Below are 25061 nucleotides of genomic sequence, written 5' to 3'. Positions count from 1 at the left end.
GAGCGCCATGACATATGTTCCGGCAGAGACACGTTATGAGAAGATGGTCTACAATCGCTGTGGGCGATCGGGGCTGAAACTGCCGGCGATCTCTCTGGGGCTCTGGCACAATTTCGGCCATGACACGCCGCATCAGGTGAAGCGCGAGATTCTGCACACGGCTTTTGATCTTGGCATCACCCATTTCGATCTCGCCAACAATTACGGCCCGCCGCCGGGCAGCGCCGAAGAGGCGTTCGGCGAGATTTTGAAGAGCGATTTCAAGGGCTACCGCGACGAGATGATCATCTCGTCGAAAGCGGGCTATGAGATGTGGAACGGACCCTACGGCGAATGGGGATCGCGCAAGTATCTCATGGCGTCCTGCGATCAGTCGCTGAAACGCATGGGCGTCGATTACGTCGACATCTTCTATTCCCACCGCTTCGATCCCGACACGCCTCTGGAGGAAACCATGGGGGCGCTCGATGCCATCGTGCGACAGGGCAAGGCGCTTTATGTGGGGATTTCGTCTTACAACACGCAGCGCACGCGGGAGGCGGTGGCGATCCTGAACGATCTCGGCACGCCCTGTCTGATCCATCAGCCGTCTTACAATATGCTCAACCGTTGGGTGGAACGCGACGGGTTGAAGGACACCTTGAAAGACCTGGGCGTCGGTTCCATCGCCTTCACGCCACTGGCGCAGGGGATGCTGACGAACAAGTATCTCAAGGGCATTCCCGAAGGGTCGCGTGCCACCCAGCACAAATCGCTCGACCCGAACATGCTTTCCGATCACGCGATCCAGAGCCTCAACGCGCTCAACGAGATCGCAAGCGCGCGTGGGCAGACATTGGCGCAGATGGCGCTGGCTTGGGTGTTGCGTGATGGCGGGATCACCTCCGCGCTGATCGGGGCCTCGAAGCCGTCGCAGGTGGTCGATTGCGTCGGCGCGCTCGACAATCTGAGTTTCACGGCAGAGGAACTGGCCTTGATTGACGCCCATGCGGACGAGGAAAAGATCAACCTCTGGGCGCGCTCGTCGGAGGGGCGCGGGGAAAAGGGCTAAAGCGTCCAAATGGAGCGGGCGTTTCGATTTTATGGGATGAATCAAGTTAAACTCGAAACGCTTTAAGGCCCTGTGATGCAAGCCATTGTGGGCGCGCGCGGCACGGTGTAGCCTTGGGCAAACACGCTCTGGGAGGGGTTGCCATGTCGGGCTGGGTCTCGCGTCTGATGATCTACGATCTTGAGGAGGGGCAGGCCATGCCCGTTCTTGAGACCGGGTTGGAGATCGCCGCGCCGAACTGGGTGCCGGACGGCTCGGCGCTGATCGTCAATGGCGACGGCAGCCTGTTCTGGGTCGAACTGGACGATCCCGAACTTCTCGAAATCGACACGGGGCTTTGCATCAATCTCAACAACGATCACGGGCTGTCGCCCGATGGCGGTACGCTCTATTTCACCGATCATTCTTACGGCGGCGCGGCGCGGATTTGGCGCATGGCGCTCGGACTGGATGAGGCCGATCCCATTGAAGTGACGGCCAAGCAACCCTCATGGTTCCATGGCATTTCGCCCGATGGGCGCACCATCTGTTACACGGCGGTGCGCGAGGGGTTGTTCGGGATTTACACGGCGAAGGCGGACGGGTCGAACGAGACCTGTGTGATCGAGGGGGCGCATCGCTACGATGGACCGGATTTCTCGCCCTGTGGTGAGTGGATCTGGTTCAACTCCGACCGCGTGGGCGAAAGCGAATTGTGGCGGGTGCGCGCCGATGGTTCGGGGCTCGAACGCATGACCGAGGACGCCATGGTCAACTGGTTCCCGCATCCGGGGCCGGACGGGCAGGTGGTCTATCTGGCCTATCCCGAGGGCACCATTGGTCATCCTTCCGGGTTTCAGGTTGAGCTTCGGCTCTGGACCGGCAAGGAGCGGTCTGTCGAGACACTGGTGCAACTGACCGGCGGTCAGGGGACGATGAACGTGCCGTCCTGGTCGCCGGACGGAAAGGCTTTCGCCTATGTCGAATATGCGGGTTGATCTCTCCCTTTGTCTTGTCCTGCTCGGCGGGGCCGCCGGGGCGTTCGACTTGCCTGAAAACTTGCCCAAGAACCTGCCTGCGCCGGTGACGGATGCCGACTACCTGCCGGTCACGCGTGCGGAAGCCGAGTTGGGGCAATTGTTGTTCTTCGACCCGATCCTGTCGGGCAATGACAACATTTCCTGTTCGACCTGTCACCATCCCCGTCTTGGCACCTCCGACGGGTTGTCTCTGGGCATGGGGGAAGGCGGGATCGGCCTTGGCCCCGACCGGGTGGCGGACCCCGCGAACGTGCCGGAGGACCGGGTGCCGCGCAATGCACCCGCGCTTTACAACCTTGGTGCGCGCGAATTCACCCATATGTTCCACGACGGTCGGGTCGAGCGCGTGGATGGCACCCTGCGCGTACCGATCGAAGACGGTTTCTTTGAGCAAGTGTCCGGCATTCTGGCGACACAGGCGGCGTTCCCTGTGCTGTCGCCCGACGAGATGGGCGGCAATGTCAGCGAGAACCCGCTCTCGAAAGCCATTCGCATGGGGCGGTTTTCCGGTGAGGGCGGGGCCTGGGACCTGATCGCCGCGAAGGTGGCGGGCATCCCGGAGTATCAGGCGAAGTTCGAGGCGGTCTATCCCGAGATCGCGGCAGGGCGTCCGATCCATTTCGCCGATATTTCCAACGCCATTGCGGGGTTCATGGCTTTCGAGTATCGCTCTGACGACAGCGCTTTCGACCGCTACCTGCGCGGCGAAGATATGTTGTCTGACACGGCGATGGAGGGCATGGCGCTGTTCTACGGTGAGGCGGGGTGTGCCACGTGTCATTCCGGTCCGTTCCAGACCGATCACGATTTTCACGCCATGGGACAACCGCAGTTCGGCCCCGGCAAGACGCTCGATTTCGAACGGGGCAGCCGCGACGAGGGGCGGTTTCGCGTGACCGGACGTGCCGAAGACCTCTATGCCTTCCGCACGCCGTCGCTGCGCAATGTGACGCTGACCGGGCCTTATGGGCATGCGGGGGCTTATAGCGATCTGCGCAGCTTTCTCGTCGCCCATCTCGCTCCTGCCGACAACCTGCTGAATTACGAGCGCTTCCATGCCACCCTGCCGCAACTGCCGGTGGAGGATTGGGAGGTGATGAACAGCGAGGCCGATGTCGCGGCGATCCTTTCCGCCATCGAAGTGTCGGACCGCACCCTGCCGGAGGCGCAGATCGACGCGCTCATGGCGTTTCTCGCCGCCCTTGAGGATGACCCGAAACGTCTGGGCATTCCGGAGCGCGTGCCCTCGGGGCTTTCCTTCGAGAAATAGCTTTAGCGCGCCAGTTGCACCCAGCGGTTCAACTGGTCAAGTTCGACCCAATCGCTTTGGTCCCCGTTCGGCCATGTCACCCGTACCCGCGCCGTCTTTGCGGTGCCGAGACCGAAATGCAGTGGCACAGCCTTGCCGGAACCATGCGAGCCGCCGATGGTGATCTCCTGCATTTGAACACTCTGATTTGTGGCGATCTCCACCATGGCACCCACGGCGCGCGGGTTCACGCCCGGCTGTGTCAGACTGACGTCGAGCCAGTTCCCCGACGGGGTGACGTTCTCATAAAGCTCCATCGGGTTTTCGCGGTTCACCACCACGAGATCGAGCCGCCCATCGCCATTCAGGTCCACGAGATGTGCGCCGCGCGATTTCGCCATGGAGGCGACCCCCGCCGCGATCGAGACCTCGCGAAACGTGCCGTCGGGCTTTTGCTGCAGGAGATTGTTCGGGTCGCGTGCGGCGTTGTTCGGCATTTGCTCAACATTGCCCTTGGCGATAAACAGGTCCGCCCGCCCGTCATTGTCCACATCGCCCCAATCCGCTGCCCATCCGGTCGAGGCGCGCCCGTCATCGCCTAGATGCGGACGATGGGCATAGATGCCGATGTCATAAGGCGCGGGGTCGTAGCCGCCACCCGGCTGGCCGAATTGCAGAAGCTGATCGCCCATGGAAGTCAGCATCACGTCGGGCACCTCGTCGCCGTTGATGTCGCGCTCGGCAATGCCCATGCCCCAGAGCGAGACCCGCTCCCAGCCGTCGCTTTCGTCGAGAAAGCGATTGTTTTGAAGGTCATAGACCTGCTCGTAGCCGCCTTTGACGTAGTAATGCCGGTCGTTGGAGAGGCGCAGGCTCTGCACACCGCGCGCGCCTTTGGAGATCAGCGCCGAGAGGGTGCAAAAGCCGGGTTCCAGAGGGGTCTTCCGCCAGCCTTCCGGGGTAGGTCGGTGCAACTCGTTCACGTCGCAGGCCTCGAAAGGCCCTTCGGGATTGTCGCGGTCGACGTAATTGCCGAAGAACAGGGTGGGGCGGGCGTTGTCGCCTTCCCAGCCGGCGGCAAAGGCTGTGGTCCAGCGGTCGCCACCGTCAAAACCCCAGTCCTCATTCGCCACTTCGAAGTGACATTCGCCCGTCCCTTTCAACAAGAGGTTCTGCCCGACGCGAAGCACGGCGAGATCGAGCGTTCCGTCGCTGTCGATGTCGAGCGGATAGGCTCCCGTCACCCCGGTGATCACCGGCAGCGTACCGCGCTCGAATGTCAGCGCGCCGCCCTTTCCGGAACGATTGAGCATCAGGCTTGCAGGGCTTGACCCGCCCGCCGCGAAAATCTCTGGCAGGCCATCCTCGTTGCAATCGAACACGGCGAGCCCGCCGCCGACGTAATGCTCCCAGCCGCCCGCGTAAATTTGTGTGGGGAGCGCGTCGGAGCGGTCCTGGAACTGCGGGATGGTCTGGGCAAATCCGCCGGACGGGGCGAGGGAACAGGCAAACAAGGGGGCAAGCAAAAGGGTGCGCATCATCCGACCAGTGTCTCCGTGGCAAAATCGAGCGCCAGCGCCCCCGCGCCCCGGGCCCAGACCAGATCGCCCCAGGCGTGGATTTCCACGGGTGTGGGCGGGCGTCCGGGCCGGTGGGTCAGCGTGCGGGTCTCGCTGAGCACCTCTTCGGCATAGAGAAAGTCGTAGCGCAAACGATCACCGGAGAGAAGGATCAGCGCGGGGTCAAAGAGCGTCACCACATTGGCGAGCCCCACGGCGAGATAGCGCCCGGCGCGGGAAAAGATCGTCCGGGCCAGCGCATTGCCCTCTTTCGCCTGACGGTAGAGGGTTTCCAGCATGTCGTCGGCGCTCGGATTCTGGTGGCTGAGGTTGAGCGCGGTATGCGCCTCCCGGACCAGCGCGTAGTCGGCGACATAGGCCTCAAGGCAGCCGCGCTGTCCGCAGCGGCAGAGTGCACCGTCGAGCTGCACCTTGGTGTGGCCGATCTCCATCCCGTGCCCCATGCCGCCGCGATGCAGCCGATGGTTGATCACCAGACCCATGCCGACGCCATGTTCGATGGAGACCACAGCGAAGTTGTCGAGCCCGCGCCCTTCGCCGAACCACAGCTCCGCCAGTGCCAGCAGGTTGGCGTCATTGTCGATCCGCACAGGCGCGCCGAGACGGGCGCACAGCAAGTCGCGCAGCGGAATATCGGCCTCTTCCATGAAAGGGCACCAAAGCACCCGTCCGAGATCGAAATCCACCATCCCCGGCAGGCCGAGCGCGATGGCGTCGGGGCGTGCGCCCTCGCGACCTGCGTCCCGGAGCCCTGCACGCACGATATCCTCGGCCTCGCGCAGGATTTCTTCGGTGCTACGGGCGGTGGGTGGCGCGGGGAGGGTGGCCGAGCCAAGGAGACGGCCCGCCAGATCGAGCACCACGGCGGAGTTCGAGCGGTCGGAGATCTTGACGCCGATGACCACCCCGGCGCTGGGGCGCACCTTGAGGCCCACGGGCGGGCGGCCACGACCGCCATCGCTGTCGCGACGCGGCAGGTCGGTTTCCTCGATCAGGCCGCTGGCGATCAGATCGGCGGAGGTCTGGGTCACGGTGGCCGGCGAAAATCCGGTCTGGCGCGACAGGTCCATGCGCGAGATCGCCCCCGCCGCCCGCACCGCCTCGAAGAGCTGCTGGCGTGTGGATTTCACGCTGCTGTCGGGGGCCGGAAACAGCGGGCCGCAGCCGCCGGGGCTTTGGGTCTCGATCTCTGTGTCATGTGCGATATTGGACATTTTATAGTTTACCTGTCTAATTAAATGCCGCTTTGCAGCATGAAATTTCAAGTTTTTCGCAGGGATTTTGATTCATTTACACCCATTTTTTATGCAAAGGCGAGATTATTTTTTTGACAGCCAAAATAAATATGGCATGATTTCGGCATCCGGCAGCGAGTCGGACCCGTTGTGCGCTCGTCTTGAGGAGAAGGAGCGGCGACGGCGTGGACATTTGGGAGGAAATTCATGCGTAAATCCATGCTGATGGCCGCCACGATTGTGGCCGCCGGTTTTGTCACATCTGCCATGGCCGAAGGGCTGACGGTGGGCGTGAGCTGGTCCAACTTTCAGGAAGAGCGCTGGAAAACGGACGAGGGCGCGATCAAGGCGGCGCTCGAAGCGGCCGGTGCCGAATATGTCTCGGCGGACGCGCAATCGTCCTCGGCCAAGCAGCTTTCCGATATCGAAAGCCTGATCGCTCAAGGCGTGGATGCGCTGATCGTTCTGGCGCAGGACACCCAGGCGGTGATCCCGGCGGTGCAGCTGGCCACCGACGAGGACATCCCGGTGATCGCCTATGACCGGCTGATCGAGGACCCGCGCGCCTATTACCTGACCTTTGACAATATCGAGGTCGGTCGTCTTCAGGCGAAGGCCGTTTATGAAGCCCAGCCGACCGGCAATTACGTGATGATCAAAGGCTCTCCGACCGACCCGAACGCGGACTTCCTGCGCGGCGGTCAGCAGGAGGTGTTGCAGGCGGCGATTGATGCGGGTGACATCACCATCGTGGGCGAGGCCTATACCGATGCCTGGCTGCCGGCGAATGCGCAGCGCAACATGGAATCGATCTTGACCGCCAATGACAACAAGGTGGATGCGGTCGTGGCCTCCAATGACGGGACCGCGGGTGGTGCCGTTGCCGCACTTATGGCGCAGGGCATGGCGGGTATTCCGGTCTCCGGTCAGGACGGCGATCACGCGGCGCTCAATCGCATCGCGCTCGGCACCCAGACTGTGTCGGTCTGGAAAGACTCGCGCGAACTGGGCAAGAACGCCGCAGAGATCGCGGTGGAGCTTGCGGGCGGCATGGCGCCGGCGGATGTGCCGGGCACGGTCGATTTCACCACGCCGGGCGGCAAGGAGATGAAGGCGATGTTCCTCGCCCCGATCCCGATCACCAAGGACAATCTCGACGTGGTGGTGGACGCGGGCTGGATCACCAAGGATGCGCTTTGCCAGGGGGTGAGCGACGGTCCGTCGCCCTGTAACTGATCCGTATTTGAACCGTGGACAAGGACCTGCGCGGGTGTGCCTGCGCAGGTCGATGCCGCCGGGAACGCGGCGGAACAGAAGCGCCTCGGGGAGGGGCGAAAGGAATCATGACAATGATAGATCATGGGGCTGATCAAACGGCCGATCATGCGACGGGCAAGGCCGAAGCGGGTACAGGCACCGAAACCGGGCTGCCCGCGATGCGCAAGAGTGTATTCGGGCAGTTGGAACTGGATGTGCGCCTTCTCGGGATGGTGGGAGCCTTCATCCTCATCGCGCTGGCGTTCAATTTCTTTACCGACGGACGGTTCGTCACGCCGCGCAATATCTTCAACCTGACGGTTCAGACCGTCTCGGTCGCGATCATGGCGACGGGGATGGTCTTCGTGATCGTCACCCGCCACATTGACCTTTCCGTCGGCGCGGTTTTGGCGATTGCCTCCGCCATGGGGGCGATGATGCAGGCGCGCTGGCTGCCGCAGATCGTCGGGCTCGACTATGGCAACCCGATGATCGCGCCTCTGGCGATCCTGACCTGTCTGGCAATCGGCACACTAATCGGGGCGTTCAACGGCTGGCTCATCGGTTATCAGGGCATTCCGGCCTTCATCGTCACTCTCGGCGGCTTGCTGATCTGGCGCTATGTCGGCTGGTATGTCACCGACGGGCAGACCATTGCGCCGCTTGATACGACCTATCTTGTGCTCGGGGGCGCGGAGGGCACTTTGGGGGCGACGCTCTCATGGGGTGTGGGGCTGCTCGCTTCGGCCTTTGCGATCTACGCGATCTGGAACGCGCGTCAGGCGCGCAAGACCCATGGTTTCCCGACGAAACCGCTCTGGGCGGAGATGACGCTTGGCGGTATCTCGGTTGCGGTGATCCTCGGCTACATCGCCACGCTCAACGCCTATGACATCCCGACCGGCAAGCTGCGCCGGATGTTCGAAGCGCGCGGTGAGGTGCTGCCGGACGGCTATACCGAGGCCTACGGTCTGCCGATCTCGGTGATCGTTCTGATCGTGGTGGCCATCGCCATGACCATGCTCGCCAAGAAAACCCGCCTCGGCAAATATATCTTTGCCACCGGCGGCAACCCGGATGCGGCGGAACTCTCCGGCATCAACACCAAACTCCTGACGGTCAAGATTTTCGCGCTGATGGGCTTCCTTTGTGGTCTTTCTGCGGTGATCGCTTCCGCGCGTCTGGCGTCTCATGCCAATGACATCGGCACTTTGGACGAGTTGCGGGTGATCGCGGCGGCGGTGATCGGCGGCACGGCGCTTTCGGGCGGGATCGGCACCATTCACGGGGCTATCCTCGGCGCGCTGATCATGCAGTCGTTGCAATCGGGCATGGCGATGGTCGGCGTCGATGCGCCGCTTCAGAACATCGTCGTGGGGTCCGTTCTCGTGTTCGCCGTCTGGATCGACATCCAGTATCGCAAGAAACTTGGCATCAAGGTGTAAGGAGAGACGATCATGAGCAGCAATCCGAACACCGGCACGCCCCTCGTGGAGCTTCGGGACATTTCCATCGCTTTCGGCGGCGTCAAGGCGGTGGATCATGTAACCATCGACCTCTATCCCGGCGAAGTCGTCGGTCTTCTGGGCCACAACGGCGCGGGGAAATCGACCCTGATCAAATGCCTCTCCGGGGCTTACCAAAAGGATGCCGGCGAGGTCTTCATCAACGGCGAGAAGGCCGATATCCGCAACACCCGCGATGCGCGGCGCTATAATGTCGAGACGATCTATCAGACGCTTGCGCTCGCCGACAATCTCGATGCCGCCTCGAACCTGTTCCTCGGGCGTGAACTGGTGACGCCTCTGGGCTTTGTCGATGAACCCGCGATGGAGGCGGAGACGCGCAAGATCATGGGGCGGCTCAACCCGAACTTCCAGAAGTTCAAAGTGCCGGTCTCAGCCCTTTCGGGCGGTCAGCGCCAATCCGTCGCCATTGCCCGCGCGGTCTATTTCAACGCGAAAATCCTGATCATGGATGAGCCGACGGCAGCGCTTGGCCCGCATGAGACCCAGATGGTCGCCGAACTCATCGAGGAACTGAAAGCGCAGGGCCTCGGCATCTTCCTCATTGAGCACGACATTCACAACGTCATGCGGCTTTGCGACCGGGCGATGGTGATGAAGAACGGGCAGAAGGTCGGCACGGTCAATGTGAATGAGGTCACGGACGAGGACATTCTCGGCATGATCATCATGGGGAAAAAGCCGCCGCAGGCGTATTGAACCTTGGGTGGGCAGGACGCCCGCCCGCAACATACGGATCATTCATGTATATCGGACTTGATCTCGGGACCTCCGGTCTCAAAGCCCTGCTGATCGACGCGGAGCAAAATGTCGTGGCGGAGGCCGGTGCGCCTCTGAGCAACGAGCGCCCGCAAGACGGCTGGTCGGAACAGGACCCGGCGGCGTGGCTTGCGGCCTGCGATGCGGTGATGGCCGCTTTGGGTGAGAAGGCGGACCTGTCGGGCGTCAAGGGCATCGGTCTCTCAGGGCAGATGCACGGCGCGACGTTGCTCGATGCCGCGGATCAGGTGCTGCGGCCCTGCATCCTGTGGAACGACACGCGATCCCATGCCGAGGCTGCCGCGCTCGATGCCGATCCGCGCTTTCGGGCGATCACCGGCAATATCGTTTTTCCGGGCTTCACCGCGCCGAAGCTTGCCTGGGTGAAAAACAACGAGCCGGAGATTTTCGCGCAGGTCCGAAAGGTGCTTTTGCCAAAGGACTATCTGCGCCTCTATCTGACGGGCGATTTCGTCGGTGAGATGTCTGACAGCGCAGGCACCGCGTGGTTTGACACAGGTGCGCGCGATTGGTCTGACGATCTTCTGGCGGCGACCGACATGGACCGCAGCTTCATGCCGCGTCTGGTCGAGGGCTCTGAGGTTTCTGGCCAATTGCGTCCGGAACTGGCGGCCAAATGGAACATTCCCACCACCTGCGTCATCGCGGGCGGCGGCGGTGACAATGCCGCCTCGGCCATCGGCGTGGGCGTGGTCAAGGCCGGGCAGGCTTTCGTGAGCCTTGGGACCTCCGGCGTGCTTTTTGCCGCCAATGACGGCTATCAACCCGACGCCGCCACGGCGGTCCATACGTTTTGTCACGCGCTGCCGAGCACGTGGCACCAGATGGGCGTGATCCTCGCGGCGACCGATGCGCTCAACTGGTACGGGCGGTTCGTTGGCAAGGGCGCGGCGGAGCTGACCGCCAATCTGGGCGCGCTCAAAGCGCCGGGCAAGACGCAATTCTTGCCCTATCTGGGCGGCGAACGCACGCCTTTGAATGACGCGGCCATTCGGGGCGCGTTTACGGGGCTCGAACATGCGACCGACACGGCGGCGGGCACGCGCGCGGTGCTTGAAGGCGTCACGTTCGCGATCAAGGACTGTGCGCAGGCGCTTTCCGCCACCGGGACCAATATCGAGCGGCTTCTGGCCGTCGGCGGAGGATCGCGCTCGCATTACTGGTGCATGGCGATTGCCACGGCTCTGGGCGTGCCTGTCGATCTGCCGGTTGCCGGAGATTTCGGCGGCGCTTTCGGGGCGGCGCGTCTGGGCATGATGGCGGCCACGGGCGGCGGGGCGGAGATCGCCACAACGCCACGCATACAGGCCACGATCGACCCGGTTCAGGATCTGATGACGGCTTATGAAGACGGGTTCGCCCGGTTCAAGGCTGCACAAAAAGCTATCAAGGGGCTGACATGACAGAGTTTTTCAAAAATATCCCGCAGATTGCCTATGAAGGGCCGGAAAGCGGCAACGAGTTCGCTTTCAAGCATTACAACCCCGATGAGGTAGTGATGGGCAAGCGGATGGAGGACCATCTGCGCTTCGCCGTGGCCTATTGGCACAGCTTTGCCTATGAGGGCGGCGATCCGTTCGGCGGGCGGACGTTCGACCGTCCGTGGTTCGGCGAGGGTATGGCGAAGGCCAAGATGAAGGCCGATGTGGCCTTCGAGATGTTCGACATCCTGCAAGCGCCGTTCTTCTGTTTCCATGACCTCGATGTGCGGCCCGAGGGGGCGGATTTTGCTGAGAGCAAACGCAATCTCGAAGAGATCGTCGATTACTTTGCGGAGAAGATGGAAAGCTCGAAAACCCGTCTTCTGTGGGGCACGGCCAACCTCTTTACTCATCGCCGCTTCATGGCCGGATCGGCGACCAACCCGGACCCGGATGTGTTCGCCTATAGTGCCGCGACGATCAAGTCCTGCATGGATGCGACCATCAAGCTCGGGGGCGAGAACTACGTGCTCTGGGGCGGGCGTGAAGGCTATGAGACGCTCTTGAACACCGATCTGACGCGCGAGGCGGATCAGGCTGCGCGGATGCTCGAAATGGTCGTCGAGTATAAGCATAAGATGGGCTGGAAAGGCGCTATTCTGGTCGAGCCGAAGCCGCAGGAGCCTTCGAAACATCAGTATGATTTCGATGTGGCGACGGTCTATGGCTTTCTCAAGCGCTACGGGCTTGAGGGCGAGGTGAAGATGAACATAGAGCAGGGCCACGCCATTCTCGCTGGACACTCGTTCGAGCATGAGCTGGCGCTGGCGGCTTCGCTCGGCATCCTCGGCTCCATCGACATGAACCGTAATGACTATCAATCCGGCTGGGACACCGATCAGTTCCCGAACGCGCCGCATGAGGTGGCGCTCGCGTATTACGAGGTGCTGAAAGCGGGCGGTTTCACCACCGGCGGCACCAATTTCGACGCGCGTATCCGGCGGCAATCGCTCGACCCCGAAGATCTGATCCTGGCCCATGTTGGTGGCATGGATATGTGCGCTCGGGGGCTGAAAGCAGCGGCGGCGATGCTGGAAGACGGGCGGCTGGAGGCCAACCGCGCGGCGCGTTACGCCGATTGGGACAAGGCGGAGAATGCGACGATGCTGAAGACCGGCGATCTGGAGAGCATTCAGGCGCGGGTGCTTTCGGAAGGCATCAACCCGGAACCGCGCTCGGGGCGGCAGGAACGGCTGGAGAACCTCGTAAGTTCGTTCGTGTGACAGACAGCGTGTGAAAGACAAGAAGGGGCGGGGGCATCCCCGCCTTTTCGAGTATTTTAGCCATCAGAAAACCGTCAGTGACTGAGCGTGCGGCGGATCGCGTCGGTCCAGCCGTTGTATTTCATCTCGCGTGTGGTTTTGTCCATTTCGGGAGAGAAGGTGGCTTCTGCACGCCAGTTTCGGGCAAACTCTTGCGGTGCCGGGCAGAGGCCCACGGCCAGCCCCGCGAGATAGGCCGCCCCCAAGGCGGTGGTTTCCAGATTGGCGGGGCGGTCCACCGGGGCGCCGAGGATGTCGGCGAGGAACTGCATCGCGAAGGGGTTGGCCGAGAGCCCGCCATCGACGCGCAGTGTCGTCTCTTGCGGCGCGGTCCAGTCGGCGTGCATGGCTTCGATCAGGTCCCGTGTCTGGTAACCGACGCTTTCCAGCGCCGCGCGGGCGAACTCATTCGGCCCGCTGTTGCGGGTCAGGCCATAGATGGCCCCGCGCGCCTCGGCATCCCACCACGGTGCGCCAAGGCCAGTGAAGGCGGGAATGAGGTAGAGCTGTTGCTCGGGATCGGCCTTTTGTGCCATTTCCAGCGTGTCGGAGGCCTGTTCGATGACGCCAAGCTCGTCGCGCAGCCATTGCACCACCGCGCCCGCGACAAAGATCGAGCCTTCGAGCGCATAGGTCGGGGTGCCGTTCAACTGATAAGCGATGGTGGTGAGGAGCCGGTGTTGCGAGGCGACGGGATGCGCGCCGGTGTTGAGAAGTGCGAAACAGCCGGTGCCATAGGTGGATTTCATCATGCCGGGGGTGAAACAGGCCTGACCGACGGTGGCGGCCTGTTGATCGCCCGCGACACCGCGAATGGGGAGCGCTGCGCCGAAGAGGGTGGTTTCGCCGAAGTCGGCGGCACTGTCGCGCACCTCGGGGAGAATCTCCATCGGGATGCCGAGGCGATCGCAGATGGTCTGATCCCAGCGCCCCTCATGGATGTTGTAGAGCATGGTGCGGCAGGCGTTGGTCGCGTCTGTGGCGTGCACCCGGCCTTCGGTCAGGTTCCAGATCAGCCATGTGTCGACCGTGCCGAATTTCATGCGACCCGCTTTGGCGGCCTCGCGGGCACCATCGTGCTGGTCGAGGATATAGGCAAGCTTGGTGGCGGAGAAATACGGGTCGAGCAGGAGGCCGGTCCGGGCGGTGACTTCGGTCTCAAAGCCTTCTGCGCGCAGCCTGGCGCAGGTTTCCGACGTCCGCCGGTCCTGCCAGACGATGGCGGGGGCGAGCGGTTTGCCAGTGTCCGCATTCCACACCACCGTGGTTTCACGCTGGTTGGTGATGCCGAGGGCGGCGGGGCGGACCTCGGTTAAAACCTGCGCGAGACAGCGTCGCGAGGTCTCCCACAAATCCATCGCATCGTGTTCGACCCAGCCGGAGCGGGGATAATGCTGTGCGAATTCTTCCTGCGCGCTGGCGATCGGGGTGAGATCTGCGTCGAACAGGATCGTGCGCGTGGATGTGGTGCCCTGATCGAGGGCGACGAGTGTGTCTGCCATGATGCCTCCCTTTGTGCCGAGGATAAGGACCCGGTTACAGATCGGCAAGCAGGGGGACGTGCTGGCGCATCCAGTCGTCGATGGCGGCGATCTCGGCGGCGCTGAGGCGCAGACCGAGTTTGGTACGTCGCCAGATCACGTCCTCGACGTCGCGGGCGAATTCCTCGCGGATGAGATAGCGCAGTTCCGCTTCCGTCAGCCCATGGCCGAAATCGCGCCCCATGTCTGTTGGCCCCACCACGTCGTCGAAAATCGCGGCGGCGTTGCGGCCGTAAAGATGCACGAGCCGGTCGGCGGCCTCGGGTGTCAGGAAGGGAAATTGCAGGGTGAGGGAGGTCACCTGTTCCATGTCATGGCCATAGGTGAAGCCTCCGGGCAGGAGGGCTTCCTTAGTCCACGGCTCTGTCATGACGAAGAACGGTGTGAGTTTGGCGAGAGCGGCTTCGGCGAGTTTGCGGTAGGTGGTGATCTTGCCGCCGAAGACGTTGAGCAAGGGCGGGCCGTTCTGATCGAGCGAAAGCACATATTCGCGCGTCGCCGCCGTCGCGGTCGAGGCTCCGTCCTCATAGAGCGGGCGGACGCCCGCGAAACTATGCACCACATCGGCCTGTGTCAGAGGTGTCCTGAGATACTGGTTGGCGAAATCGAGAAGATAGCGCTTTTCCTCGAATGTGGCTTCGGCCACCAGCGGGTCGGCCTCATGCCGGGCTTCGGTCGTGCCGATCATGGTGAAATCGCGCTGAAATGGCAGGAAAAAGATGATCCGCCCGTCAGGACCTTGCAGGAAATAAGCCTTTTCGTGTTCGTAGAGCCGGTTGACGACGATATGCGAGCCGCGCACGAGGCGCACACGTTCGGTCGAATTGGCGCGGATCACGCCGGTGAGGATGTCGGCGACCCAGGGTCCGCCAGCGTTGACGAGGGCTTTGGCCCGAAAGATGCCCTGACCCTCGACCTCGATCTCCCAGTGATCGCCTGCGCGTTTCGCCGAGGTCACTTTAGCCCGCGTCATGATCTTCGCGCCCAGATCGCGGGCATCCATCGCATTGAGCACCACGAGGCGGGCGTCATCGACCCAGACATCGGAATATTCGAACGCGTGTTTGAACCGGTCCTGCAAGGGCGCGCCCTCGGGGCGACCGGCAAGGTCATAGCCCGTGGTGCCGGGAAGGATCTTGCGTTTGCCCAGATGGTCATACATCCAGAGCCCGATGCGGATGATCCAGCCGGGGCGCTGCCCCTTGAGCCAGGGCATGGTGTATTTCAGAAGTTTCGAGATCGGTGTGTCCGCGTCAAACCGCATTTCTTTCGAGATCGGCAGGACAAAGCGCATGGGAAAAGCGATATGCGGCATGGCCTTGAGCAGGACCTCGCGTTCCTCCAAAGCCTCGCGCACCAGACGGACCTCACCATATTCGAGATAGCGCAGGCCGCCGTGAAAGAGCTTCGAGGAGGCCGACGAGGTTGCCTGCGCCAGATCGCCCATCTCGGCCAGAGCGACCTTGAGGCCGCGCCCGGCGGCATCGCGGGCAATGCCGCAGCCATTCACGCCGCCACCGATGATGAACAGGTCCAGAATGTCGTCTTTGGGAGCAGGTGAGGTCGTGTCCGGGGAAGTCATGTCACGCTTTTCATAATCAGGCTGTCTTTGGGTTAACGGTGACCCTGGGCCGGCAATTGTCAAGAAAAGGTTTTTGACCAGAGATTTAGCGCCTCTCGTCGCGAGCGCTGCGTAAAATGAGATTAAAGCCGGTCCAGGAAAGAGACAGGCTTGTCATTTCCGCCCCGATGGGAAACTCTGACCGAAAGTCCACGAAGAGGCCGCACCCTATGAAATTCTTTCCCATGTTCCTGCGTATGACCGGGCGCGATGTCGTCATCATCGGGGGCGGCGAGACGGCGGCGCAAAAGGCTCGGCTGATGCTCAAGACCGAGGCGCGGATCGTTCTGGCGGCGCCGGAACTCGACCCGGAACTGGCGGCTCTGGTTGCGGACAACAGGGCGGTGCAGCATGCGGGCGAGATCACCGACGATCTGTTTGTCAATGCGGCTCTGGTGTTTGTCTGCACCGGGGACGAAGACTGCGATGTGCGCATGGCGCAGATCGTGTGCGACGCGGGTGCTCTGGTGAACGTCGTCGACCGGCCCGATCTCTGCGAGGCAAACACGCCTTCCATCGTGGACCGCGATCCTCTGGTGGTGGCGATTGGGACAGAGGGGGCGGCGCCGGTTCTGGCGCGTCAGATCAAGACCCGGCTGGAGGAGATTCTCGAACCGCGTCTGGGGGAGCTTGTGGCGCTTGCGGGGCGGTTGCGCGAGGCGGTGGCGCAGGAGGTGCCGCGCGAGAAACGCCGGGAATTCTGGCGGTGGGTTTATCACGATGCCCCGCGCACTCTCTTTGCCCGTGGGGCGGAGCGGGAGGCTGCGGAAAAGATCAAGGCCGCGATTGCCGCGGGTGGTGCGCCGGAGGACGATGCGCGGGGCGCTCTGGCGCTTCTGCCGATCGGAAGCCCCGATCCGGACCTTCTGACGCTGCGCGCTGTGCAGCGTTTGCAGGAGGCCGATCTGGTGGTCTGTGCCGAGGCGGAATTCGCGCCGATGCTGGAACTGGCGCGACGCGACGCCGAGCGGGTGATCGTCGGCGTGAGCCACGGCACGGAGGACTGGCTTCTGTCGGATCAGCGTCACGTTGTTCTGCAAGACTACGAGAAGGGTGCGCGGGTTGTCTGGCTGGTGCCGCGACGCGATGCGGAACGGGCGGCTTTGGGGCTGCCCGAGGATGTGGAGCGCGTGCCGGCGGTGAGGGTTTGAAGGAGACGAAAATGGCGGATCTGGAACGGCGGATTGCGGTGGCGCGCGGCGAGGCGCCTGCGGATATCGTTTTGAAAAACGGTTCGATCTTTGACCTGATGACCGGTGAGCTGATCGTCGGCGATGTGGCCATCGTCGGCGACCGGATCGCGGGGGTTTATGAGCGCTACGAGGGAAAGCGCGAGATCGACGTGACGGGCAAAGTGATCGTGCCTGGCTTCATCGACACGCATCTGCATATCGAAAGCTCCCTTGTGACGCCGTTCGAGTTCGACCGCTGTGTTTTGCCGCGGGGCGTGACCACGGCGATCTGCGACCCGCATGAGATCGCCAATGTCATCGGCCTGCCGGGCATCCGCTATTTTCAGGAGGCGTCCGAGCACACGCTGATGTCGATCCGGGTGCAACTGTCCTCCTGTGTGCCCTCCACGCATATGGAGACGGCGGGGGCGGAGCTTTTGGCGGATGATCTCAAGGAGGTCATGGGCCATCCGTCGGGCATCGGCCTTGCGGAGTTCATGAATTATCCGGGCGTGATCTATCGCGACCCCGAGGCGATGAAGAAAATCCGTCTCTTCGAGGACGCCCATATCGACGGCCATTGTCCGCAGCTTTCGGGTATGGACCTCAACGCCTATATCGCGGCGGGCATCCGCACGGAACATGAGGCGACCACCGCCGAGGAAGCGCGCGAGAAGCTGCGCAAGGGGATGCGGGTTTTGATCCGCGAAGGGTCGGTGTCAAAGGATATGCACGCGCTGCAACCGCTTCTGACCCATCTGACCGCGCCCTATATGTGCCTGTGTACCGATGATCGCAACCCTCTGGACATCGGCGAATACGGCCATCTGGATTACGTCATTCGCACGCTGATCGAGCTGGGCAGTCCGGCGCTGGCGGTGTACCGCGCGGCGACTTTGTCGGCGGCGGAGGCCTTTGGGCTCAAGGATCGCGGCATGATTGCACCTGGTAAACGCGCGGATATCGTGGTGCTCGACAGTCTGGAAAAATGCAATGCTGTCATAGTGTTAGCGGGCGGGGTTGAGGTGACAGACGAGGCCTTCGCCGCGCGCGGCCATGTCGCGCCGGTGGGACGCGGGTCAGTGAAAGCGCCACAGGTGAAACCGGAGGACTTCCGCGCGACCGGCAACCGCGAAGAGGTCGACGTGATCGGCATCATCGAGGGCAAGATCATCACCGAACACCTGCGCGAGACCGTGCCCATCGTCGATGGCGACAAGGCACCGGACCCGGACCGCGATCTGAGCCGGATCACGGTCATCGAACGCCACGGCAAGAATGGCAATATCGCCAGCGGCTTCGTCAAAGGCTTTGGCCTCAAGGCCGGGGCGATTGCTTCGACGGTCTGTCATGACCATCACAACATTGCCTGCGTCGGTGTCGATTACGCCGATATGGCGCTGGCCGCGAACCGTCTGTCGGAGATCGAGGGCGGGTTCGTCGTGGTCCGCGATGGGGAGGTCTTGGCGGAACTGGCGCTGCCGGTGGCGGGGCTGATGAGTTTGGAGCCCTTCGAGGTGGTGCGCGATCATCTTGTCGATCTGCGTGCGGCGGCGGCCTCTCTCGGTGTCACTCTGGAAGAACCGTTCCTGCAACTGGCGTTTCTGGCGCTTCCCGTGATCCCGGCGCTCAAGATCACCGACCGGGGCATGGTCGATGTGACGAAATTCGAGATCATCGCCTGAGCGCAGAAGACCGCTCAGGCAAAGTAATGGTGGCAGGCGTCGCTTTTACGTCTGGCCGGCACCAGCGGCGCGGCACTGCCATCGCATCGCGCGAGGTTCTGATACGCGACGACAAAGCCGTAACAGCCGGTGAGCAGCATAAGCGCCGAACCCATCAGAAACCGTGACATATCCCGTCCTCTGTGATCCCACGCAGTCTAAAGCGCCCAGCCTTTAACCTGAGACATCACATAGAGGCAGGACGCTTTAATGGATTGAATACAAAGGGGAAGGGGTTGGATGACACAAAAAGTGAACTGATCAGTTCATTTTGGGGCACTTCTCATATTGACGGTTTTGTCAAAACTCCCACATAGGGTGGCGAAACGTTCTTTATGAGGAGCCTGATATGAAAAAACTCATCCTGCCCGTGGCGTTGGCCACATTGACTCTGGGGACCCTTGCCGCCTGTGATCAGGTGGAGACATATCCGGTGTCGCAATGCACCACCTCCGACCATTACCCGGTCGCCTGTCAGAAAATTCAGGAGGGAGAAAGCCCGGCGGATCTTGAACCGGTCGACGTGCCGAGCTTCAAAGGGGCCTGAATTCAATAACCGCGGGCGAGGTCGACGACATCGGTCATCGGCTTGCCCGCAAGCCAGGCGTCGAGGTTGGCGAGCATTTTATGTTCGAACCGCGCACGCTCCGACAAGCCGCCTTTGTAGGATTCATGCGGGGTCAAAAGCACTTTTGGATGGGTCCAGATCGGATCGCCTGCGACAGGCGGCTCCGGGTGTGTGACATCGAGCGTCGCCTTGCTCAATTGCCCCGCGTCCAGCGCGCGCAAGAGGGCGCTTTGCTCGACAAGCGCGCCGCGTGCGACGTTGATCAGGTGCAAACCGGGCTTGGCGTGCGCGAGCAGGGCGTCATTCACCATGCCGGTCGTCTCGGGCGTGAGAGGCATGGCGATCACCGCATGATCCGAGCCCGCCAATACCTCTTTGGGAGAAGCGCAAGGCGTGATCCCCTCAGGCACCTCGCGCCATGCCCCGCGCCGACAGGCCAGCACCTCCATGTCGAAGGCCCGGGCGCGTTTCGCCACGGCTGCGCCAATCGCACCATAGCCGATGAGGCCGAGGCTTTTGCCCTCAAGCGTGCCGAACACCCGTGTGCCCCAATCTTCGAGAGAGGTGGTGCGGGCGCCGTAAATATCCTTTTCCACCAGCAAAAGCGCGGCCATGACATATTCCGCGATCTGCGGCGCGGTCAGGCCGCGTCCGTTGGTCACCACGCGTCCCTGCATCAACCAGTTGGGGTAGGTTTCTATCCCGGCGGAGAAGGTCTGCACCCATTTCAGCGCCGGAAAGTCGCACGTCTCGGGGGCCTTGAGCCATGACCGAAAGGAGCGGGTGACCAGCACTTCGGCGTCCCCCGGCAAATCCCAGGGCCGTTTCCGGTCGAAATGGTCGATCACGCGCGGCTGGCTGGGATGCGCGGAGAGGGTCTGGCCGAACTCCGGGTCGATCTGATTGACGATCACAGGTTGGGTCATGTGCCTATTCCGAAAAGGGTTTTCGGCGATCTTAATGGGAAAGCGTGCGGCGGTCATCCCCCTTTGCCCGACCCTGTGAGCCACTGAGCCAGAGAAAGCCCCCGGCAAGCGCCAGATCGACCAGAAGCGTCACGATCAGGCTTGCGGCCAAGGGAGGCAACGATCCGAGCGGGATCAGTGCTGTGCCGGTCAGTGCCCATGGCAGCATCAGCACGAGGGTGACCAGGAGGACCGCCAGAGCCGTCCCGCCCGCAGCCCGGCGCAGGCGCTCCGGCATGCGGCGGCCCCGGATCAGATGGCGCAGGCTGGTGAGACGCTGTGACAGATCGTTTTGGACCAACAGAAGTGCAGGGACCAGAAGCAGCACGATGAAAAAGCCCACCGTCAGGCCGTAGACCAGTGTCACCACCGTGGGTTTGAGGAACAGCGACTGACGGCTCTCCTCATACATCAGCGGCGCAAGGCCCAGGACGGTCGTGAGCGTGGTCAAAAGGATCGGGCGCAACCGTTCTGTTGCGCCAGAGACGGCGGCGCGCAGGATCGGCATGGTCCGGGCGTTGTCCTGAATCGTGGTGACGAGGACAATGGCGTCATTGATGATGATCCCCGACATGCCAATGAGCCCGATGATGGTGAAAAGCGACATGGCGAGGCCGAATTGCGCATGGCCCCAGATCGCGCCGATCAGGCCGAAGGGGATGACGGCCATGACGATGAGCGGGCGGGTCCAGCTTCCGAAGACCCAGCCGAGTACGAGATAAATGCCGAGGATGCAGAGCAGGAAACCGACCATGGCCTCGTCAAGGAAGGCGTTCTGTTGCAACACCAGCCCGCCCAGATCCCAGTCGAGATCGTAACGTGCGGCGATCTGCGGTAAAATCTCTTCGTTGAGCGCCCGACCGATCTCGGTGGCGCGCACCGGATCGTCCTCAGAGAGCGCGCCGGTGATGCTCACCAACTGCCGTCCGTTTTCGCGCGAGATGGTGGAGAAGGCGAGGCTGCTCTTTGCCGTGACGATCTCGCCCAGCGGAATCCACTGGCCGTCCGGGCTTTGCATCAGCGTGCTGTCGAGGTAATCGGCGGTCAGTTCCGCCTCCGGCACTTTAACGGTCACTTCGGTGGTGCGTGTCCCTGCCGGGAATTCCGCCGCCGTCAGGCCATTCAACCGCCCGAACAGCTCCGCGCCGATCTCGGAGGTGGTGAACCCGAGCGCTTCGCCCGTCGGGGTGAGGTCTAGGCGGATGTCCTCGCGCCCGTAGGGCAGGCTGTCCTGAAGCCCGGTGACCTCCGGGTATTGGCCAAGCGCGGCGATCAAATCGGTGGCGGCGGATTTCAACCTGTCGCTGTCGCTGCCGTAAAAATTGACCGAGAGCGAATCCCCGCCCGGACCGACACCCTGCGAGCGGAAGCTCAACACGGCAAGCCCTGCCGGGCGTTTGATCTCCGCCATCAACTCACGCACGAAATCCTGTCCGGAAAACTCCCGCTGATCCGCGCCGACAAGCCCGATGTCGATGGAGCCAAGCGTGTCGGGGTCCATGGTTTCCTGCCCCGGAATGCCCTTGGCCGCCGTGCCGCCGACCTGTGTCAGGATGTGCACCAGAGGGTCGATGCCGCTCTCGGTCTCATAGGCGGCACCGACGGCCTTGGTGGCGCGGTCGAGTTCCTGTGCAAGCGCAAGGGCGTCTTCGCGGGTCGCACCGGGAAGGAAGGCGAAATTGCCGGTGACAGAACTGCGCTCGGGCGCGGTGAAGAAAGCCCAAGGGACGGAGCCGCGCAGCACCTGAGAGGCGGAGAGAGACAGAAGCAGGAGCATGGCTGCGATCACCGGGTAGCGCAGGCGGAGCACAAGCGTCATGAGAGGCGCGAACCAGCGCTCGGAGACCCATGCAAAGCCCCGGTTGAACTGGCGCGAGGGCCAGTCATACCAGCGTTCCTTCGCTCCGTGCATCAGGGCGTGGCGCATGTGATGTGGCAGGATGAGGAAGCTTTCGATCAGCGAGGCAACCAGAACGGCGGCGACCACATAGGGAATGTCCGCGATCAGGCTGCCGAATTCGCCGCCGATGAACAAAAGCCCGACAAAGGCGAGGATCGTGGTGGCGGTGGAGCTGAACACCGGGCCGAGCATCCGGCGCACGGCGTTTACGGGGGCGAGATCGGGGCTTTCCCCCAGTCGCCGCGCCCGGTAATCGGCATGTTCGGCCACGACGATGGCATCATCGACGACGATGCCGAGCGTGATGATCAGGCCGAACAGCGACATCATGTTCAGCGTCAGCCCGCCGACATACATGACGCCGATGGCGGCCAGCATGGAGACCGGAATGCCCATAGCGACCCAAAGGGCCGTGCGCGCCGACAGGAAGAGAAACAGCACCACAAGCACCAGCGCCAGACCGGAAATGCCGTTTTTCATCAAGATATCGAGTCGGTCGGTGATGTCCTGCGCGCGGGCGTTGATCAACTGGACGGAGACACCTTCGGGCAGATCGGGCAGTATTTCGTCGGCGATCCGGCGCACGGTTGCTTCCATGCCGATGGCGTCGCCCTCGGCGGTGCGGTCGACCCGGATCAACACAGCGGGCAAGCCGTTGATGGCATAGGCCTGACCGGCATCCGAGCGGGTGGTCTCGATGGTGGCGAGATTGCGCAGATAGAGCTTCGAGCCATCGTCATTGACCCGGATCACCAGATCGCGCAGCGCATCCGCCTCGCGGGTTTCGCGCCCGGCGGTGAGCCGCGCGCCGCTTTCGCCGACGTCGCCCGCAGGCCGCGTGTCGACCTGTCGCGCGATGGCGGATGATATATCGCTCAGCCCGATGTCATGACGCACGCGGGCGGCCTCGGAGACGCTGACGTCGATCTGAGGTGCAGCGACCCCGGTGATCGAACTGCGGGTCAGCCCCGCGCGGTAGAGCCGGGCGACGAAATCGTCGCCGATCTCGCCCAGTTGAGCGGGACCGATATCGCCCCAGATTATCACCTCGGTCACCTTGTCGCGCCACACGCCGCGCCGCACGACAGGCTCTTCGGTGGTCTCCGGCAGGCTCTTGACTGTCTCGACCGCCGCTTTCACATCCTCGGTCGCTCGCGCCATGTCCCAGCCGGGATCGAGGGTGAGGGTCAGCGTGGTGGAGCCCTCTTTCGACACGGCGGTGGAGCTTGCGACCCCTTCGACGCCTTGCAGCGCGGGTTCCAATAGGGCCACGACCGCGCGGTCGATCTCCTCGGGACCGGCACCGTCCCAGTCGACCGTGACGGTGACCGTGTCGACCACCACGTCGGGGAAGAATTGCGAGCGGATTTTCGTCGAGGACACCAGCCCGAAGGCCAGCATCAGAACCATGACAAAGGCCGCCGCCGTGCGATGACGCGTAAAATAGGACAGAAGACCGGAAGCGGGGGCGGCCATCACTGGCCCTCCGCGATCATGGCTTCGAATTTCTCGACGGTGGCGCGCGGCACGTCGGGGCGGCTCAACTCTTCGAGGAACTGTTCCTTCTTCTCGGGTTTCATCTTCTCGCTGGCCTCGATGAAGGCGACGATCGCGGCGCGGCGGGTGTCATCGAGGGCGATGGTGTCCGCAGCCGGGGCCGGGGCTGCGGCGGCAGGTGTGGCGGAGGGCGCGGTCTCGGTCGCAAGCGCAGGCGCCACCGGCGTCACCACGATTCCCGGCCCAAGCTGAAGCGCGCGCGCGGTGACATATTGCTGGCCGAAGGGCACGTCGGAGACAATCAACTCATCGCCCTGATGGCGCAGCGGTGTGATGGTGATTTCCTCCAGCCGGTTGTTTTCGCCGATCAAAAGCATACGCCCGTCGGTGGTCACGGCGCTTGCAGGGATGAGTGCGACATTGGAGAGCGGTTTTTCGGGGATGCGCAGCGAGACGAAATCGCCGGGTTGTACGAGGCGCGGGTCGGGATCGGTGAGACGGGCATAGACCAGACGCCCGACCTGCCCATCGTCAAGTGCGATGGCCGCGCGGTCGAGTTTGGCGGGGATCTCGGTTTCCTGCCGCCCACGCTGGATCACTGTGGTAATTTCGGCCTTGCGCAGCGTGCCCGCGTCATTCAGCAAGCGCGCGTATTGATTGCCGGTGAGGCGAAAGGCGACCTCGATCTGGCTCGGGTCGACCAGCACGCCCAGTTGTTCATTGGCCGACACCAGTCCGCCGGGCAGGGCGGTCACATCGGAGAGCACACCCGCGAAAGGTGCGCGCATCTCCGTGTCGGAAAGGGCGCGTTCGGCTTCCTTGAGAGCGATCCGAGCGCGGTTCAGAAGGATATCCGCCTGTGCCAACTGCGCCTCGTCGCCCGCCACCACCTGTTGCCGGTTGATCAGCGTCTGCTCGGCAGCGGCACGCGCCAGAGATGCGGTCTCAAGCTCCGCCGCCGTTGCCACACCGCGCTCGCGCAGGTCGAGCTGGCGGGCGTAGGCTTGGGTCCGCAGATCGCGCTGTTCCTCGGCGGCTCTGGCCTCAAGTCGTGACAGCTCCAGTGTCGCGCGCATTTCGTTCAGATTGGCCTCTGCCTCGGCCACATCGGTTTCCGCCAGTTCATAGGCACTTTGCAATTTGGCCGGGTCGATGCGGTACAAAAGATCGCCTGCCGCCACCTGACCGCCATTGCGAAAGCTCTCCGGCAGATCGACCAGCGTCCCCGCCACTGCGCTGCGCAGTTCGAGCGTATGCGCGGCCTCAAGTCGGCCATAGGCGGTGATCACCGGAGTAAGGGTTTCGGCGGTGAGCGTCGCGACCTCGACGGCATAGGCGCGCTCTTTCGGGCTGCGCGTGGCGGCGGTGGCTTTCGGGCCGGTGGCGGCCTGATAGAGCAGACCGCCAGCGGTCAGGGTGAGGGCGAGGGTGGCTCCGAGAATGGCGAGGCCTGCCGCGGAACGGCTGCGTGTGGCCATGGCTGGATCTCCGAAATAGATGTGCGTTTTTGAATGTGTTGGGGTCGAGAGACCACGCGTACGCGGCATGGGTCAAGTCCGATCTGCGGGCTGCTGCGACGTGACCCATCTGTCTTTCGGCTTTCTATAACGTGAGTTTAGCCTTGCGAAACGCA

19 protein-coding genes are annotated in these 25061 nt (G+C 62.8%); 11 read left to right on the top strand and 8 right to left on the bottom strand.

What is annotated here, in order from left to right; translation table 11 throughout:
• Positions 1–7: 7 nt before the first annotated feature.
• From mgrA to C8N42_RS04495, 3 genes are all read left to right on the top strand, one after another.
• Positions 8–1051, top strand: coding sequence for an L-glyceraldehyde 3-phosphate reductase (gene mgrA / locus C8N42_RS04505; RefSeq protein ID WP_107815345.1), 1044 nt, complete (start codon positions 8–10; stop codon positions 1049–1051).
• Between the two features lie 143 nt (positions 1052–1194).
• Positions 1195–2028, top strand: a complete 834-nt coding sequence (locus tag C8N42_RS04500) for a TolB family protein (protein WP_211309143.1) — start codon at positions 1195–1197, stop codon at positions 2026–2028.
• Positions 2009–3340, top strand: a complete 1332-nt coding sequence (locus C8N42_RS04495; protein WP_107815344.1) for a cytochrome-c peroxidase — start codon at positions 2009–2011, stop codon at positions 3338–3340. The genes C8N42_RS04500 and C8N42_RS04495 overlap by 20 nt, the downstream gene beginning before the upstream one ends.
• Positions 3341–3342: 2 nt before the next feature.
• On the opposite strand, the gene C8N42_RS04490 is transcribed toward C8N42_RS04495, so the two are convergent.
• On the bottom strand, positions 3343–4857 hold the full coding sequence (locus C8N42_RS04490; protein WP_245889964.1) for a CRTAC1 family protein: 1515 nt from the start codon (positions 4855–4857) through the stop codon (positions 3343–3345).
• Complete coding sequence (locus C8N42_RS04485; RefSeq protein ID WP_107815342.1) at positions 4857–6113, bottom strand: ROK family protein; 1257 nt, start codon at positions 6111–6113, stop codon at positions 4857–4859. Before C8N42_RS04485 ends, C8N42_RS04490 begins: the two co-directional genes overlap by 1 nt.
• Before the next feature lie 228 nt (positions 6114–6341).
• Between C8N42_RS04485 and xylF the strand changes: the two genes are divergently transcribed.
• The 5 genes from xylF (at position 6342) to xylA (ending at position 12401) form a co-directional block, all read left to right on the top strand.
• Positions 6342–7370, top strand: coding sequence for a D-xylose ABC transporter substrate-binding protein (gene xylF / locus C8N42_RS04480; protein ID WP_107815341.1), 1029 nt, complete (start codon positions 6342–6344; stop codon positions 7368–7370).
• A gap of 200 nt (positions 7371–7570) precedes the next feature.
• The gene (locus tag C8N42_RS04475) at positions 7571–8836 is read left to right on the top strand and encodes a sugar ABC transporter permease (protein WP_107815387.1); all 1266 of its coding nucleotides are present in this window, start codon (positions 7571–7573) and stop codon (positions 8834–8836) included.
• Between the two features lie 12 nt (positions 8837–8848).
• Positions 8849–9616, top strand: coding sequence for an ATP-binding cassette domain-containing protein (locus tag C8N42_RS04470; protein ID WP_107815340.1), 768 nt, complete (start codon positions 8849–8851; stop codon positions 9614–9616).
• A 44-nt stretch (positions 9617–9660) separates the two neighbouring features.
• A complete protein-coding gene (xylB, locus tag C8N42_RS04465) occupies positions 9661–11100 on the top strand; it encodes a xylulokinase (RefSeq protein ID WP_107815339.1) in 1440 nt (479 codons plus the stop codon).
• The gene (gene xylA / locus C8N42_RS04460) at positions 11097–12401 is read left to right on the top strand and encodes a xylose isomerase (protein WP_107815338.1); all 1305 of its coding nucleotides are present in this window, start codon (positions 11097–11099) and stop codon (positions 12399–12401) included. The genes xylB and xylA overlap by 4 nt, the downstream gene beginning before the upstream one ends.
• A gap of 74 nt (positions 12402–12475) precedes the next feature.
• Here the strand turns inward: xylA and glpK are convergent, their stop codons facing one another.
• Both glpK and glpD read right to left on the bottom strand, forming a co-directional pair.
• Positions 12476–13942, bottom strand: coding sequence for a glycerol kinase GlpK (glpK, locus tag C8N42_RS04455; protein ID WP_107815337.1), 1467 nt, complete (start codon positions 13940–13942; stop codon positions 12476–12478).
• Positions 13943–13976: 34 nt separating this feature from the next.
• A complete protein-coding gene (glpD, locus tag C8N42_RS04450) occupies positions 13977–15563 on the bottom strand; it encodes a glycerol-3-phosphate dehydrogenase (RefSeq protein WP_107815336.1) in 1587 nt (528 codons plus the stop codon).
• A gap of 209 nt (positions 15564–15772) precedes the next feature.
• Here glpD and C8N42_RS04445 point away from each other — a divergent pair, with 209 nt between their 5' ends.
• Together C8N42_RS04445 and ade are read left to right on the top strand one after the other, a co-directional pair.
• Positions 15773–16753: a siroheme synthase gene (locus tag C8N42_RS04445; RefSeq protein ID WP_170109201.1), complete on the top strand. Its 981-nt coding sequence runs from the start codon at positions 15773–15775 to the stop codon at positions 16751–16753.
• Between the two features lie 11 nt (positions 16754–16764).
• On the top strand, positions 16765–18459 hold the full coding sequence (gene ade, locus C8N42_RS04440; protein ID WP_107815334.1) for an adenine deaminase: 1695 nt from the start codon (positions 16765–16767) through the stop codon (positions 18457–18459).
• A gap of 14 nt (positions 18460–18473) precedes the next feature.
• Here the strand turns inward: ade and C8N42_RS21540 are convergent, their stop codons facing one another.
• Entirely contained in the window at positions 18474–18629 is a 156-nt protein-coding gene (locus C8N42_RS21540; protein WP_170109200.1) for a hypothetical protein, read from the bottom strand.
• 218 nt (positions 18630–18847) lie between these two features.
• On the opposite strand from C8N42_RS21540, the gene C8N42_RS04435 reads away from it, so the two are divergent.
• Entirely contained in the window at positions 18848–19045 is a 198-nt protein-coding gene (locus C8N42_RS04435; RefSeq protein WP_107815333.1) for a hypothetical protein, read from the top strand.
• Between the two features lie 2 nt (positions 19046–19047).
• Here the strand turns inward: C8N42_RS04435 and C8N42_RS04430 are convergent, their stop codons facing one another.
• Genes C8N42_RS04430 through C8N42_RS04420 form a run of 3 tightly spaced genes read right to left on the bottom strand, consistent with a single transcriptional unit; the run spans position 19048 to position 24906 of the window.
• The gene (locus tag C8N42_RS04430; protein ID WP_170109199.1) at positions 19048–19992 is read right to left on the bottom strand and encodes an NAD(P)-dependent oxidoreductase; all 945 of its coding nucleotides are present in this window, start codon (positions 19990–19992) and stop codon (positions 19048–19050) included.
• A 31-nt stretch (positions 19993–20023) separates the two neighbouring features.
• On the bottom strand, positions 20024–23407 hold the full coding sequence (locus C8N42_RS04425; RefSeq protein ID WP_107815331.1) for an efflux RND transporter permease subunit: 3384 nt from the start codon (positions 23405–23407) through the stop codon (positions 20024–20026).
• Positions 23407–24906: an efflux RND transporter periplasmic adaptor subunit gene (locus tag C8N42_RS04420; protein ID WP_107815330.1), complete on the bottom strand. Its 1500-nt coding sequence runs from the start codon at positions 24904–24906 to the stop codon at positions 23407–23409. The genes C8N42_RS04425 and C8N42_RS04420 overlap by 1 nt, the downstream gene beginning before the upstream one ends.
• Positions 24907–25061 lie beyond the last annotated feature (155 nt).

The sequence above is a fragment of the Celeribacter persicus genome (assembly GCF_003050785.1).
Lineage (GTDB): Bacteria > Pseudomonadota > Alphaproteobacteria > Rhodobacterales > Rhodobacteraceae > Celeribacter > Celeribacter persicus.
Note: the sequence above shows the minus strand (reverse complement) of the source record. Positions and strands in the feature narration are given on the sequence as shown.